Genomic DNA, 14,849 nt, shown 5'->3' with positions numbered 1-14,849 from the left:
GATCGACGTGGCTCGTATCGGGGACGGGGCCGATCTCCTGAAGTGTTCCTTCTGCGGCAAGTCGCAGAAGCAGGTCAAGAAGCTGATCGCCGGGCCTGGGGTCTACATCTGCGACGAGTGCATCGAACTCTGCAACGAGATCATCGAGGAAGAGCTGGCGGAGGCCACCGAGGTCGGACTGGTCGAGCTGCCGAAGCCGAAGGAGATCTTCGAGTTCCTCGAGCAGTACATCATCGGCCAGGAGTCGGCCAAGCGGGCCCTCGCGGTGGCGGTCTACAACCACTACAAGCGGGTCCAGGCCGGTGAGGCGCGTACCTCCACGACGGACGACCACATCGAGATCGCGAAGTCGAACATCCTGCTGGTCGGCCCCACGGGCACCGGCAAGACGTACCTCGCACAGACGCTCGCCCGCATGCTGAACGTCCCGTTCGCGATCGCCGACGCCACGGCCCTGACCGAGGCCGGCTACGTCGGTGAGGACGTCGAGAACATCCTCCTCAAGCTCATCCAGGCCGCCGACTACGACGTCAAGAAGGCCGAGTCGGGGATCATCTACATCGACGAGATCGACAAGATCGCCCGCAAGAGCGAGAACCCGTCGATCACGCGCGACGTCTCCGGCGAGGGTGTCCAGCAGGCGCTGCTGAAGATCATCGAGGGCACCACCGCCTCGGTCCCGCCGCAGGGCGGCCGCAAGCACCCGCACCAGGAGTTCATCCAGATCGACACGACGAACGTGCTGTTCATCGTGGCCGGTGCGTTCTCCGGGCTGGACGACATCATCGCGGCCCGTGCCCGCAAGCGCGTCGTCGGCTTCGGCGCCCCGTTGCTGGACTCGGTCGACGAGGGCGACCTGTTCGCGGAGGTCCGTCCCGAGGACCTGCAGAAGTACGGCCTGATTCCCGAGTTCATCGGCCGTCTGCCCGTCGTCGCCGCCGTGTCCCGGCTCGACCAGGACGCGCTGGTCCGCATCCTCACCGAGCCCAAGAACGCGCTGGTCAAGCAGTACCAGCGGATGTTCCAGATCGACGGCGTCGAGCTCGAGTTCGACGAGGAGGCCGTGGCCTCCATCGCGGACCAGGCGCTGCTGCGCGGCACCGGTGCCCGTGGGCTGCGCGCCATCATGGAGGAGGTCCTCCAGCAGGTGATGTTCGAGGTGCCCAGCCGCGACGACGTGGGCCGGGTCGTCATCACCCGGGACGTGGTGCTCGAGAACGTCAACCCGACGCTGATCCCGCGGGACAGCGGCGAGGAGAAGCGCACCCCTCGCGAGAAGAGCGCCTGACCGTCGCACGATCACGCCTAGGATCGCGTCCGTGAGCGATCTGCCGACCCCGATCCCCGCCGAGCTTGCCCGCCTGCGCGGGAGCATCGACAACATCGACGCCGCCCTGGTGTACCTGCTGGCGGAGCGGTTCAAGGCCACCCAGCAGGTGGGCGTGCTGAAGGCCACCAGGGGGCTGCCGCCGTCGGACCCGGCCCGCGAGGAGCAGCAGGTTGCCCGGCTGCGCGAGCTCGCGCGCACCGCGGAGCTCGACCCCGTGTTCGCGGAGAAGTTCCTCGCGTTCATCGTCGAAGAGGTCATCCAGCACCACGAGGCCATCGCCCAGGGGCACGCGCAGCGCGACTGAGACGTCCGACCACAAGATGGGGTGGCGCCGCGTGCCGCAGGAGCGGAAGGTAGGTGGGGTCAGCTCCGGCCGGCCGCGGGGGTGAGTGTGCGGCTGCCGGGGATCTCGATCCCGGAGGGATGCCCATGGACCTGCACTGGCTCAAGCCGCTGCTCGGACGGCCGTCGCCGTTCACGACCGTCTACCTGGACGCGACCAGGACCGGCGCCAACGCTGACGCCGAGGCAGCGGACCGCTGGAGGGCCGTCCGGCGCTCTCTGGAGCGTGACGGCGCGTCCGCGGGTGTGCTCGACGACATCGCCGAGCTCGTGTCCGTGCCGACGGGCGTGCGAGGCCCGCACGGCCGGGTCGTCGTGGCGGACGCGCAGGGCGTCGTCGTCGACCGGGTGCTCTCCGAGCCTCCGGCCCAGTCGCACGCGGTGTTCGGACCCGCACCGGCACTCCTCCCGGCGGTGCGTGCAGCCGACGAGACCGTGACGTACCTCCTGGTGGCGGTGGACCGCAACGGCGCGGACCTCACCTGGGCGGCAGGCGGAACCGTGCGGACCGAGGGGGGCCCGGAGACGGAGACCGTCGACGGCGGGCACGACGACGTGCACAAGACGCGCGAGGGTGGCCTGGACCGGCGCAGCCAGACGCGCGCGGAGGACTCCTGGGGCCGCAATGCCGAGGCGGTCGCCGCGGTGCTCGACAAGCGTGTCGCCGAGCGTGGCCCGGACCTGGTGCTGATCACGGGAGACGTGCGCGCAGTCGCGCTCGTGCGGGAGGCCGTCGGGCAGCCCACGCGGGAGCTTCTCGTCGACGTGCCAGGCGGCGGCCGGGGCGAGGGGCTGAAGAAGGGGTCGTTCGAGGGGCACGTGGCCGAGACGCTGGCCGCGTTCCGGAAGCGCCGCAGCGACGCGGTGCTCGACCGGTTCCGGGAGGCGCAGGGACGCGGGGGCGGGGCCGTCACGGCGCTGGAGGACGTGATCGAGGTGCTCCGGCGCGGGCAGGTCGCCGAGCTCGTGCTGCACGTCGACTCCCTGACGTCCGGTCTGGCCGACCGCACGCTGTGGGTCGGTCCGGAGCCGCTCCAGGTGGCGACGAGCGCGGGTGATCTCGCCTCGATCGGCGTGACCGGGGGAGCCGAGGAGATGGATGCCAACGTGGCGCTCGTGCGGGCGGCGCTGGGTCAGGACGCCGGGCTGACGTTCGCCGAGGACGGCACCGTGGACCTCGTCGACGGCATCGGCGCGGTGCTGCGCTGGTCCGACGACTCGACGCCGAGCGAGGCGGTCCCGACCCAGTCGGCGGACCAGGCACGCCTCCGCTCGGTGGTGTAGCAGCCGCTGAAGCCCTGACGTCCGCACTCGAGCGGGTCTGAGCCCTCTTGAGTGCGGACGTTGTGTGTGACGGGGTGGCTGCGTCCACACTCGTGCAGGGTCGGACCCGCCGGAGTGCGGACGTTGCGGGTGGGGTCAGTCGCCTCGGGTGTCCGTGTAGAGCGTGTCGATGTCCGCTGCGAAGTCCTTCAGGACCAGGGCGCGCTTCACCTTCAGGGACGGCGTGAGGTAGCCGTTCGCCTCCGTGAAGTCGGTGGTGAGCACGCGGAGCTTGCGGATCGACTCGGCGCGGGAGACGGCCTCGTTGGCGCGGTCGGCGGCGCGGTCCAGTGCTTCGAGGACCTTCGGGTCGGTCGCGGCCTCGTCGACCGTCATCGACGGTAGACCGTGGTTGGACAGCCAGCCCGGGAGCATCTCCGCATCCAGCGTGACGAGGGCGCCGATGAACGGGCGCTGGTCGCCCACCACGACGACCTGGCTCACCAGTGGGTGTCCCCGCAGGCGGTCCTCGAGCACGGCGGGGGCGACGTTCTTGCCGCCCGCGGTGACGATGATCTCCTTCGTCCGGCCGGTGATCCGCAGGCACCCGTCCTCGTCGATCGTCCCGAGGTCGCCGGTGCGGAACCACCCGTCCACGAGCGCCTCTGCGGTGGCCTCGGGATCGTGCCGGTACCCGCGGAACACGTGTGGGCCGGAGACGAAGATCTGCCCCTCGTCGTCGACCCGGACGGCCGTGCCGGGGTACGCGGGCCCGACGGTGCCGATCGTGGTGGCTCCGGGACGGCTGACGCTCGTGGCCGCGGTGGTCTCGGTGAGGCCGTAGCCCTCGAGCACCTCGACGCCGATGCCGCGGTAGAAGTGCCCGAGCCGCTCACCCAGCGGGGCGCCGCCGGAGATCGCGAACTCGGCCCGCCCGCCCAGCGCCGCCCGGAGCTTGGCATGCACCAGCCTGCCGGCCACGGAGTGCCGGACGCGCAGGGCGGCACCGGGTCCGCCGGTCTCCAGCGATCGGGAGTAGTCCTCGGCGGCCTTGGCTGCCCAGCGGAAGAGCTTGAGCCTGGTCCCCGACCCGGCCTTCTGCTCCGCCGAGTTGTAGACCTTCTCGAAGACCCGGGGCACCGCCAGGATGAATGTCGGCCGGAACGTCCCGAGGTCCGCGAGCAGGTTCTTGGCGTCCGGCGTGTGGCCGAGGACCGCGCCGGAGGGCACGCAGAGCACCTGGATGAACCGCGCGAACACGTGCGCGAGCGGCATGAACAGCAGGGTGCGTGAGTGCGGCATCGCGACAACCTCGCCCAGGCCGGCGACCCCGTTGCGGGTGATGGCCACGAAGTTCCCGTGCGTGAGCTCGACGCCCTTGGGCCGGCCCGTCGTGCCCGACGTGTAGATGACGGTCGCCAGGTCGTCCGCGCGGGCCAGCGCGCTGCGGCGTCGGATCTCCTCGTCGAGGACGCCGGTCCCGGCCTCGACCAGCGTGGCGACCGCGCCCTCGTCGATGACGAGCACCTCGCCCAGGCCCGGGAGGTCGTCGCGGACCTGGGCGACGACGGCGGCGTGCTTGGCCGTCTCCACGACCGCGAGCCGGACGCCGGCGTCGGCCATGATCCAGCGGACCTGCTCGGCCGACGACGTCTCGTAGACCGGCACGCCGAGGGCGCCGGCCGCCCAGCAGGCGAAGTCGAGCAGGGTCCACTCGTAGCGCGTGCGGGACATGATCGCGATGCGGTCGCCCGGCTGGACGCCGCGCGCGACCAGGCCCTTGGCCACCGCGGTGACCTCGGCGTCGAACTCGGCGACGGTCACCGCGGTCCAGGTGCCGTCGACCAGCCGCTCCGCGAACACCCCGGAAGGGTCGCGCCGCAGCCGGTCGGCGAGCATGCCGGGGATGCTGTCGGCGGGGTCCAGCTCCACCAGGGACTCGGACCGTGACTCGCGCACGTCAGGCCTTCGGAGCCGGCGGGACCAGCACGGCGTCGCGTGCCACGCACGTCTCCCCGTCACCGTCCACGAGCGTCAGCGTCCCGGTGACCCGGCCGGCCGCCCGGATGTCGTCGAGCGCCGACTCGACGCCCGGTCGCATGGTGGCGGGCACGACGAGCTCGACCGCGGTGATCTCCGTGCGCAGCGGCAGCTTCGCCTCGGACTTCACCTTGCGCAGCGCAGCGAGCGCCGAGCCCGCTGCCGAGACGACCGCCGGGTCCGCGGACGTGCGCAGCGGCTCGGCGGTGGGCCACGGGGCGCGGTGGACCGAACCCTCGCGCCACCACGACCAGACCTCCTCCGTCGCGAACGGCAGCACCGGGGCGAACAGCCGGAGCAGCACGTCGAGGGCGATGGCCAGGGCTGCGCGGGCGGAGACGGTCTCCGGGGACGGGTCGCCGTAGGCGCGATCCTTGACGAGCTCCAGGTAGTCGTCGCAGAACGTCCAGAAGAACGTCTCGGACAGCTCCAGGGCACGCGTGTGGTCGTACGCGAGCAGTGCTGCTGTCGCCTTGTCGACGACGTCCGCCAGGCCGGCCAGCATCGCGCGGTCGATCTCGGAGGTGACGAGCGCTGGGTCGAGCGACAGCGGCTCGTCGGCGGCACCGAACGAGAGCGCGAACTTCGAGGCGTTGAGCACCTTGATGGCCAGGCGGCGGCCGATCTTCATCTGCCCGATCTCGAAGGCGGCGTCCGTGCCGAGGCGCGCCGAGGCGGCCCAGTACCGGACCGCGTCGGACCCGTGCTCCTCGAGCAGGCCTATCGGGGTGACCACGTTGCCCTTGGACTTCGACATCTTCTTGCGGTCGGGGTCGAGGATCCAGCCGCTGATCGCCGCCGACGACCACGGCAGCGAGCCGTGCTCCAGGTGCGAACGGACCACCGTGGAGAACAGCCAGGTGCGGATGATGTCCTGACCCTGGGGGCGCAGGTCCATGGGGAACACGCGGCTGAACAGGTCGGGGTCCGTGCGCCAGCCGCCGACGATCTGCGGGGTCAGCGAGCTGGTGGCCCACGTGTCCATGATGTCGGGGTCGGCGACGAACCCGCCGGGGACGCCGCGCTGGTCGGCGGTGTAGCCCTCCGGCACGTCGGAGGACGGGTCGATGGGCAGCTGGTCCTCGGTCGGCAGCAGAGGCTTGTCGTGCAGCGGCTCGCCGTCCTGGTCCAGCGGGTACCAGACCGGGAAGGGCACGCCGAAGAAGCGCTGCCGCGACACCAGCCAGTCGCCGTTGAGGCCGCTGACCCAGTTCTCGTACCGGACCTTCATGAAGTCGGGGTTGAACCCCAGCTCCGCGCCGCGGGCCAGCAGCGCGTCGCGCAGGCTCTCGTCGCGACCGCCGTTGCGGATGTACCACTGGCGGCTGGTGACGATCTCGAGGGGCTTGTCGCCCTTCTCGTAGAAGTTCGCCTTGCGCTGGGTGTTCACCGGCTCGCCGTCGAGGTCGCCCGTCTCGCGCAGCCCGGCGACGACGGCCTCGCGTGCCGAGAACGTGGTCTTGCCGGCGAGCTCCTCGTAGCGGGCGCGTGCTTCCTCGGAGCCAAGCCACTCGGGCGTCTCGCGCAGGATGCGGCCGTCGCGGCCCACCACGGACCGCGTCGGCAGCTGGAGCTCGCGCCACCACTGCACGTCGGTGAGGTCGCCGAACGTGCAGCACATCGCGATGCCGGCGCCCTTGTCGGGCTCGGCCAGGGTGTGCGCCAGGACCGGGATCTCGACGTCGAACAGCGGGGAGCGGACCGTCGTGCCGAACAGGTGCTGGTAGCGCTCGTCGTCGGGGTGCGCGATGAGGGCCACGCAGGCAGGCAGCAGCTCGGGGCGCGTCGTCTCGATGTAGACCGGGCCGTCCGCACCGTGGAACGCGACCCTGTGGAAGGCGCCGGGGTAGTCACGCGCCTCGAGCTCGGCCTGGGCGACCGCCGTCTGGAACGTCACGTCCCACAGCCCGGGCGCCTCGGCCTGGTACGCCTCGCCGCGCGCGAGGTTGCGCAGGAACGCCTGCTGCGCGACGGCGCGGGACTCCGCGGAGACCGTCTGGTAGGTCCGCGACCAGTCGACCGAGAGCCCGAGCCGACGCCACAGGGCCTCGAACAGCCGCTCGTCCTCGACCGTCAGGCGCTCGCACAGCTCGACGAAGTTCTTGCGGCTCACCGGCACCTGCGGACCGGACTTGCCCTCGCCGCCCTCGAACGGCGGCGTGAAGTCGGTGTCGTACGGCAGCGACGGGTCGCAGCGCACGCCGTAGTAGTTCTGCACGCGGCGCTCGGTGGGCAGGCCGTTGTCGTCCCAGCCCATCGGGTAGAAGACCTCGCGGCCGCGCATGCGCTGGAACCGGGCGACCACGTCGGTGTGCGTGTAGGAGAACACGTGGCCCACGTGCAGCGACCCGGAGACCGTCGGGGGAGGCGTGTCGATCGAGTAGACCTGCTCGCGGGTGGCCGTGCGGTCGAACGCGTACAGGTCCTGGGCGGTCCACGCGTCGTCCCAGCGGGTCTCGACACCGTCCAGGGAGACCCGGTCCGGTACCTGCCGCGTGCCCGTGGTGGTCAGGGGTGCGTCGGGCGTGTGCGGGGACTCGGAGCTCATGGGTCGACATCTTCCCAGATCGGCGGGCGTCGGGGCTCCGTCGACGATCAGGCGAACACTGCGTGAACGGGGGCGGACATCGCGCGGTCCGGCGTGGCCCGGGTGCAAGGATCGCCAGTCGCCGGGTCGTGAGCGCATGATCGGGGGGAGACGAGCGGACGGGGAGGCTGGCGATGGCGGCCGAGGGGTTCCTCCGGTCCGACCTCGCGCCCGACCCACGCACCCTCGTCGACGTCCTCGAGGCGACCGCCCGCGCGCACCCAGATGCCCCCGCGATCGACGACGGCAGCACCGTCCTGACGTACGGCGAGCTGCTGGTGGCGGTCCGAGCCGCCGCAGCGGGCTTGGCCGGTGCGGGCATCGGACCCGGCGACCGCGTCGGGGTGCGAATCCCGTCGGGGACGGCCGAGCTGTACACCGCGATTCTCGCGGTGCTCGCCGCCGGCGCCGCGTACGTCCCGGTGGACGTGGACGACCCCGACGAGCGCGCGCAGACGGTGTTCCGCGAGGCCGGCGTGGCGCGGGTGCTCACCGAGGGCGACCTGGCCGGGCTGCGACGCGCCGCGGAACCGCGTCGCCCGACGGTCGACGACGACGCCTGGATCATCTTCACGTCGGGCTCCACGGGCGCACCCAAGGGCGTCGCGGTCACGCACCGGTCGGCGGCCGCGTTCGTGGACGCCGAGGCCCGACTCTTCCTCCAGCGGTCACCGCTCGGCCCCGGTGACCGGGTGCTGGCCGGTCTCTCCGTGGCGTTCGACGCGAGCTGCGAGGAGATGTGGCTCGCGTGGGGGCACGGCGCCTGCCTCGTCCCGGCGCCGCGCGCCCTCGTGCGCACCGGCATGGACCTCGGCCCGTGGCTCGTCGCGCAGGGCATCACCGTCATCTCCACCGTGCCGACCCTGGCGGGGCTGTGGCGCGCCGAGGAGCTGGCCGGCGTCCGGTTGCTCATCTTCGGCGGCGAGGCGTGCCCGCCCGAGCTCGTGGCGCGGCTCGTGGGGGACGGGCGGGAGGTCTGGAACACCTACGGACCCACCGAGGCGACCGTCGTCGCGTGCGCGGCGTTGCTGACGGGTGACGGGCCCGTCCGGATCGGGCACGCGCTCGACGGGTGGGACCTCGCGGTCGTCGCGCCCGACGGGTCGCCGGTCGAGGAGGGTGGCCTGGGCGAGCTGATCATCGGCGGCGTCGGCCTCGCGCGGTACCTCGACCCGGCCAAGGACGCCGAGAAGTACGCGCCGGCCGACGGCCTCGGCTGGGAGCGGGCGTACCGCAGCGGCGACCTCGTGCGGTACGAGCCCGAGGGGCTGGTCTTCGTCGGGCGGGCCGACGACCAGGTCAAGGTCGGCGGCCGGCGCATTGAGCTGGGCGAGGTCGACTCCGCGCTGCTCGGGCTCCCCGGCGTCGCGGGAGCTGCGGCCGCGGTCCGGCGGACGCCGGCGGGCACGTCGGTCCTCGTCGGCTACCTCGTGCCCGAGCCCGGGGTCGAGCTGGACCTGGCCGACGCTCGGCACCGCCTCACCGGCACGCTGCCGGCGGCTCTGGTCCCGCTGCTCGCCCCGGTGGACTCCATCCCGACCCGCGGGTCGGGGAAGGTCGACCGCGACGCGCTGCCCTGGCCGCTCGCGCGTCCCGACGAGGAGTCCGCACCCGCGGTCGGACTGACGCCGACCGGCGAGTGGGTGGCGGAACGGTGGACCGCCGCCCTCGGGGTGGCCGTGGCCGGTCCGCGCGACGACTTCTTCGCGTCCGGTGGCGGGAGCCTGGTCGCGGCGCAGCTGGTCAGCGCGCTGCGTGCGAGGTTTCCGACCGTGACCGTCGCCGACGTCTACGAGTACCCGCGGATCGGGGACCTGGCACGTCGACTGGACGAGTTCGAGCCGACGGTCGTGGCCGAGGCGCGCGTGGTCGCGCCCACCCCGCTCCGGGCGCAGGTGATCCAGACCGTGCTGGGGCTCCCGCTCGCTGCCCTCGTCGGGCTGCGGTGGCTGACGTGGCTGCTGGCCGCCGACGCCGTGCTCGTCGCGACGACCGGCGCTCCCTGGGTGCCCGTCGTGCCCGGCGTCTGGTGGTGGGTGGCGCTCGGGTGGCTGGTGCTCATCAGCCCGCTCGGGCGCATGGGGACCACCGTGATCGTCGCCCGGACGCTGCTGCGCGGACTCGTGCCCGGCCGGTACCCGCGCGGCGGGTCCGTGCACCTGCGGCTCTGGTTCACCGAGTCGTGGGCGGCCGCGGCGGGCGCCGAGAACCTGTCGTGCGCGCCCTGGACCCCGCAGTACGCGCGAGCGCTCGGCGCGACCATCGGACGCGACGTCGACCTGCACGCGTTGCCTCCCGTGACCGGGCTGCTGACGCTCGGCAACGGGTGCGCGGTCGAGCCGGAGGTCGACCTGCGCGGGCACTGGCTGGACGGGGACGTGCTGCGGGTGGGGCGCGTGCGGATCGACAAGCGCGCCACTGTCGGGACCCGCAGCACGCTCGCACCCGGCACCCGCGTCGGTGCCTGGGCCGAGGTCGCGCCCGGGTCCGCGGTGCTCGACTCCGTGCCGCCGGGCGAGCTGTGGGTGGGGTCGCCCGCGGTGTTCGACGGGCCGGCGCGGCGGCACTGGCCGCGCGACAAGGCGCCCCGCGGCGGCCGCTGGGTGGCCGCGTACGGCGCGACGGCCGCGGCGCTGGCCGCGCTGCCCGTGGTCGCCGCGGCATGCGGGCTGGTGGTGGTCGGGGTCGGGCTGCGGGACGCGACGACGTGGTCCGAGGCTGCGCTCGACGCGCTGCGGGCGGTCCCGCTCGGGGCGATCACGATGGTCCTCGTGCTCGCCGTGGTCACGCTCGTGTCGGTGCGGCTGCTCGGGCTGGGCTTCCGCGAGGGGTACCACGCGGTGCGCAGCCGGGCGGGCTGGCAGGTCTGGGCGACCTTGCGGCTGATGGACGACGCGCGCACCACGCTGTTCCCGCTCTACTCGAGCACGGCGACCCCGGTGTGGCTGCGGGCGCTCGGGGCGGACATCGGCAAGGACGTGGAGGCGTCGACCGCCCTCATGCTGCCCACCCTCACCACCGTCGGCGACGGGGCGTTCCTCGCCGACGACACCCTCATCGGCTCCTACGAGCTCGGGCACGGCTGGCTGCGCGTCGAGCGCAGCAAGGTGGGCAAGCGCGCGTTCCTGGGCAACTCGGGGATGATCGCGCCCGGCCGCACGGTGCCCAAGCGCGGGCTCGTGGCCGTGCTGTCGGCGACCCCGGAGGACGCTCGGGCGGGTACCAGCTGGCTGGGCTCGCCGCCGGTGCGGCTGCGCCGGGTGGCGGGGGAGTCCGACGACGCCCGCACGTTCGCGCCCCCGACGCGGCTGCGGATGGCCCGCGCGCTCGTCGAGCTCTGCCGGATCGTGCCCGTGATCTGCACGTTCGGGCTCGGCGTGGTGGTGCTCCTGGCCCTGCAGGCCGCGCTCGACGCGTGGGGGCTCGGGACCGCCGCGGCGCTCTCCGCGCTGGTCGTGCTGGCGGCCGCGGCCGCCGCGTGCGTGCTCGCCACGGCGGCGAAGTGGTTGCTCGTCGGCCGGCTCCGACCCGGCGACCACCCGCTGTGGAGCTCGTTCGTCTGGCGCAACGAGCTCGCCGACACGTTCCTCGAGGTGGTCGCCGTCCCGTGGCTGGGACCTGCCACGAACGGCTCGCCGGCGCTGACCGTGTGGCTGCGGACTCTCGGAGCCCGCATCGGCCGCGGGGTCTGGTGCGAGACCTACTGGCTGCCCGAGGCCGACCTGGTGACGCTCGGCGACGCTGCCACCGTGAACCGTGGGTGCGTGCTGCAGACACACTTGTTCCATGATCGGGTCATGAGCATGGACACCGTCGAGCTCGGTCGAGGTGCGAGCCTCGGCCCGCACGGCGTGGTGCTGCCTGCGGCGAGCCTCGACGACGGCGCCCGCGTCGGGCCGGCGTCGCTCGTGCTGCGCGGCGACACCATCCCCGCCGGGTCACGCTGGACGGGCAACCCGGTGTCCCCGGCGTGACGCAGCCGCCCGAGGACCCGTACCTGCCCGGTCGCCCCGACGGTGGCCTCTCGGTGGACCGGTACGAGCTCGAGCTCGACTACCGGGTGGCCACGAACCGGCTCGACGCCCGCGCCGTCGTCCACGCGCGCGCGTCCCGCACCCTGGACCGGTTCGCGCTGTCCCTGCACGGCCTGCGGGTGAGCCAGGTGCTCGTCGGCGGGAAGCGACCCGAGCGGTGGGCGCTCCGCGACGGCCGGCTCACCGTCCGGCTCGGCCGGGAGGTGCTCGCGGGAACCAGCCTGCTCATCGAGGTGCGCTACGGCGGGCAGCCGCGGCCCGTGCGCGGACCGTGGGGCGAGGTCGGCTGGGAGGAGCTGGAGGACGGGCTCATCGTGGCCGGCCAGCCCGACGGTGCGCCCACGTGGTTCCCGTGCCACGACAGTCCCGCGGACAAGGCGGCCTTCTCCGTCGTCGTGACCGCGGAGGCCGGGTACGAGGTGCTCGCCAACGGCCGGCTGGTCTCGCGCACACCCCGGGCCGGGCGGGTCCGGTGGGCCTACGAGCAGGCCGAGCCCATGGCGCCGTACCTCGCCACGCTGCAGATCGGGCGCTACCAGCGCCTGCTGCACGGCACCCAGCTGCTCGTCCCCCCACGGCTGCTGGCAGCGGCCGAGCACGACCTGGGTCGTCAGCCGGACATGATGGCGCTCTTCGAGGAGCGGTTCGGGCCGTACCCCTTCGCCGCCGCGTACACGGTCGTCGTCACCGACGACGAGCTCGAGATCCCGCTGGAGGCCCAGGGACTGTCCGTGTTCGGGGCCAACCACCTGGACGGGCGGCGCGGGTCGGAGCGGCTGGTGGCGCACGAGCTCGCGCACCAGTGGTTCGGCAACAGCCTGACCGTCGGGCAGTGGCGGGACATCTGGTTGCACGAGGGCTTCGCCTGCTACGCCGAGTGGTTGTGGTCGGAGCGGTCCGGCGGCTGGACGGCCCACCGCCTCGCGCGGTCGGCGCGAGCGCGGCTGTCCCTGCTGCCGCAGGACCTCGTCATCGGAGACCCGGGGGCCGCCGCGATGTTCGACGACCGGCTCTACAAGCGCGGCGCGCTCACGCTGCACGCCCTGCGGCTGACCGTGGGGGACGACCTCTTCTTCGACATCCTGCGGACGTGGGCCGCGCGGTACCGACACGGGACCGTCAGCACCGAGCTGTTCGTGGCGTGCGCCTCCGAGGTGGCCGGCACGCCGCTCGCGCTCCTCGTCGAGTCCTGGGTGTACCGGCCCGCGCTGCCCGAGCTCCCGGGATCATCCGGCGTGGTCCCGCGGTTAGGGTGATTCGGGGACGACCTCGCGGAGCACCGCGGACCCCGCGCTCACAGGAGTCAGTAGATGGCACAGGTCACGGCGAACGGCCTCACGGTCGGGTACGCGGCGATGCTCGAGCAGTTCCACCCGACCGAGGCGGTCGAGCTGTCCGTCCACGCGGAGGCCCACGGGTTCTCCGGCGTGATGGCGGCCGACCACTACCAGCCGTGGGTCCCCGCGCAGGGGCAGGCGGCGTTCGTCTGGAACGTGCTGACCGCGCTCGGCGAGCGGACCACCGGTGACATCGGACCCGGCGTCACCGCCCCGACGTTCCGCTGGCACCCCGCGATGGTCGCGCAGGCGTCCGCCACGCTCGCCGCGATGTACCCCGGGCGGCACTGGCTCGGGCTCGGCTCCGGCGAGGCGCTGAACGAGCACATCGTGGCGAACTACTGGCCCGAGGCCCCCGAGCGGATCAACCGCATGTTCGAGGCCATCGAGATCATCAAGAAGCTGTTCACCGCCTCGATCGCCGGCAAGGACGTCAAGCACGCCGGGCAGTTCTACAAGGTCGAGTCCACCCGGCTGTGGACCATGCCCGAGGTCGCTCCCGAGATCCTCGTCGCGACCGCCGGCCCGGTGACCGCCAAGCGCGCGGGCCGCCTGGCCGACGGGCTCATCACCGTCGGCGCGCCGCTGGAGAAGATCTCCGGCCTGTTCGGCAAGTTCGACGAGGGCGCTCGCGAGGCCGGCAAGGACCCCGACGCGATGCCGAAGGTCCTCCAGCTGCACATGTCCTGGGCGGAGACCGACGAGCTCGCGCTCGCGCACGCCATGCACGAGTGGCCCAACGGCGGCATGAAGTTCCCGAAGGCCGACATCCGCTCCCCGTTCGACTTCGAGCAGATGGCCAAGCTGGTGCGCCCCGAGGACTTCGAGGGCCGCATGGTCATCTCCGCGGACCCCGACAAGCACCGCGCCGAGATCCAGAAGTACGTCGACCTCGGCTTCGACCGGATCTACCTGCACAACGTCGGGCGCAACCAGCGCGAGTGGATCGAGACGTTCGGGGCCGACGTGCTGCCCAAGCTGGTGCGATGAGCACCCGTCTGGAGGTCTGGGCGCCCGACGGGCTGCCCGAGATCGCACCCGGCGACGACCTGGTGGAGCTGCTCACCGAGCTGCTCCGCGACGACCCGCTGGTCGACGGTGACGTCCTCGTGCTGACCAGCAAGGTCGTCTCCAAGGCCGAGGGTCGGGTGATCTCCGCCGACGACCGCGAGCAGGCGATCACCGACGAGACCGTCCGCGTCGTCGCGACCCGCGAACACTCGACCGGGATCACACGGATCGTCGAGAACCGGCTCGGGCTCGTCATGGCCGCCGCCGGCGTCGACGCGTCGAACACCCCCGAGGGGACCGTGCTCCTGCTTCCGGTCGACCCGGACGCGTCCGCGCGCTCGTTGCGGGCCGGGCTCTCCGCGGCCTTCGGCGTCCGGATCGGCGTCGTCATCACCGACACCGCCGGGCGGCCGTGGCGGCAGGGCGTCACCGACATCGCGATCGGCGCCGCCGGGCTCGTCGTGCTCGACGACCTGCGCGGTCAGGTCGACACGTTCGGCCGCCCGCTGGTCATGACGCAGGCCGCCGTCGCCGACGAGATCGCGTCCGCCGGCGAGCTGGTCAAGGGCAAGGCCGAGGGGCGTCCGCTCGCCGTCGTCCGCGGTCTCGGCCACCTGGTCACCGACGACGACGGACCCGGGGCGCGGGCGCTCGTCCGGCTCGGCGCCGAGGACATGTTCGCGCAGGGCAGCGCCGAGGCGTACTCACAGGGCTGGAAGGACGCGCTGCGGGACCAATAACGCGTTGCGGTGCGGGGCTGTGGATGACGCAGCCCGCGAGGCGTGCGACCGCGCTAGCGTCGGCGCTCGCCTCGACACGTGCCCGCGGGTCGCCGTGCTGGGGAGGCAGCGACCAGGGAGGACCCACACGTGCAGGAAGACCGTGACGTCGACAGCCCTCGACCC

General features: G+C 72.8%; 9 protein-coding genes. 7 read left to right on the top strand and 2 right to left on the bottom strand.

Translation table 11 applies throughout. The features are described from left to right. The first annotated feature begins 7 nt into the window (after positions 1-7). The 3 genes from clpX (at position 8) to ASD16_RS20680 (ending at position 2,956) form a co-directional block, all read left to right on the top strand. Positions 8-1,288 carry an ATP-dependent Clp protease ATP-binding subunit ClpX gene (gene clpX / locus ASD16_RS20690; RefSeq protein WP_055922432.1) on the top strand — a complete coding sequence of 427 codons (1,281 nt, stop codon included), beginning with the start codon at positions 8-10 and terminating at the stop codon, positions 1,286-1,288. Between the two features lie 31 nt (positions 1,289-1,319). Continuing rightward, entirely contained in the window at positions 1,320-1,634 is a 315-nt protein-coding gene (locus tag ASD16_RS20685; protein ID WP_082571034.1) for a chorismate mutase, read from the top strand. 125 nt (positions 1,635-1,759) lie between these two features. Beyond that, entirely contained in the window at positions 1,760-2,956 is a 1,197-nt protein-coding gene (locus tag ASD16_RS20680; protein ID WP_055922426.1) for a hypothetical protein, read from the top strand. A gap of 135 nt (positions 2,957-3,091) precedes the next feature. Here ASD16_RS20680 and ASD16_RS20675 read toward each other — a convergent pair whose 3' ends face one another. Beyond that, on the bottom strand, positions 3,092-4,894 hold the full coding sequence (locus ASD16_RS20675) for a long-chain fatty acid--CoA ligase (RefSeq protein ID WP_055922423.1): 1,803 nt from the start codon (positions 4,892-4,894) through the stop codon (positions 3,092-3,094). Between the two features lies 1 nt (position 4,895). Continuing rightward, positions 4,896-7,523, bottom strand: coding sequence for a valine--tRNA ligase (gene valS, locus ASD16_RS20670; RefSeq protein WP_055922422.1), 2,628 nt, complete (start codon positions 7,521-7,523; stop codon positions 4,896-4,898). Between the two features lie 173 nt (positions 7,524-7,696). Between valS and ASD16_RS20665 the strand changes: the two genes are divergently transcribed. Genes ASD16_RS20665 through ASD16_RS20650 form a run of 4 tightly spaced genes read left to right on the top strand, consistent with a single transcriptional unit; the run spans position 7,697 to position 14,684 of the window. After that, complete coding sequence (locus ASD16_RS20665) at positions 7,697-11,536, top strand: Pls/PosA family non-ribosomal peptide synthetase (RefSeq protein WP_055922419.1); 3,840 nt, start codon at positions 7,697-7,699, stop codon at positions 11,534-11,536. Continuing rightward, positions 11,533-12,852 carry a M1 family metallopeptidase gene (locus ASD16_RS20660; RefSeq protein WP_157454052.1) on the top strand — a complete coding sequence of 440 codons (1,320 nt, stop codon included), beginning with the start codon at positions 11,533-11,535 and terminating at the stop codon, positions 12,850-12,852. The genes ASD16_RS20665 and ASD16_RS20660 overlap by 4 nt, the downstream gene beginning before the upstream one ends. Before the next feature lie 54 nt (positions 12,853-12,906). Then, entirely contained in the window at positions 12,907-13,923 is a 1,017-nt protein-coding gene (locus ASD16_RS20655) for a TIGR03557 family F420-dependent LLM class oxidoreductase (protein ID WP_055922413.1), read from the top strand. After that, positions 13,920-14,684, top strand: coding sequence for a coenzyme F420-0:L-glutamate ligase (locus ASD16_RS20650; RefSeq protein ID WP_055922410.1), 765 nt, complete (start codon positions 13,920-13,922; stop codon positions 14,682-14,684). The genes ASD16_RS20655 and ASD16_RS20650 overlap by 4 nt, the downstream gene beginning before the upstream one ends. Positions 14,685-14,849 lie beyond the last annotated feature (165 nt).

It is taken from the genome of Cellulomonas sp. Root485, assembly GCF_001426705.1.
Lineage (GTDB): Bacteria > Actinomycetota > Actinomycetes > Actinomycetales > Cellulomonadaceae > Cellulomonas.
This window is presented reverse-complemented; position numbering and strand designations above follow the sequence as displayed.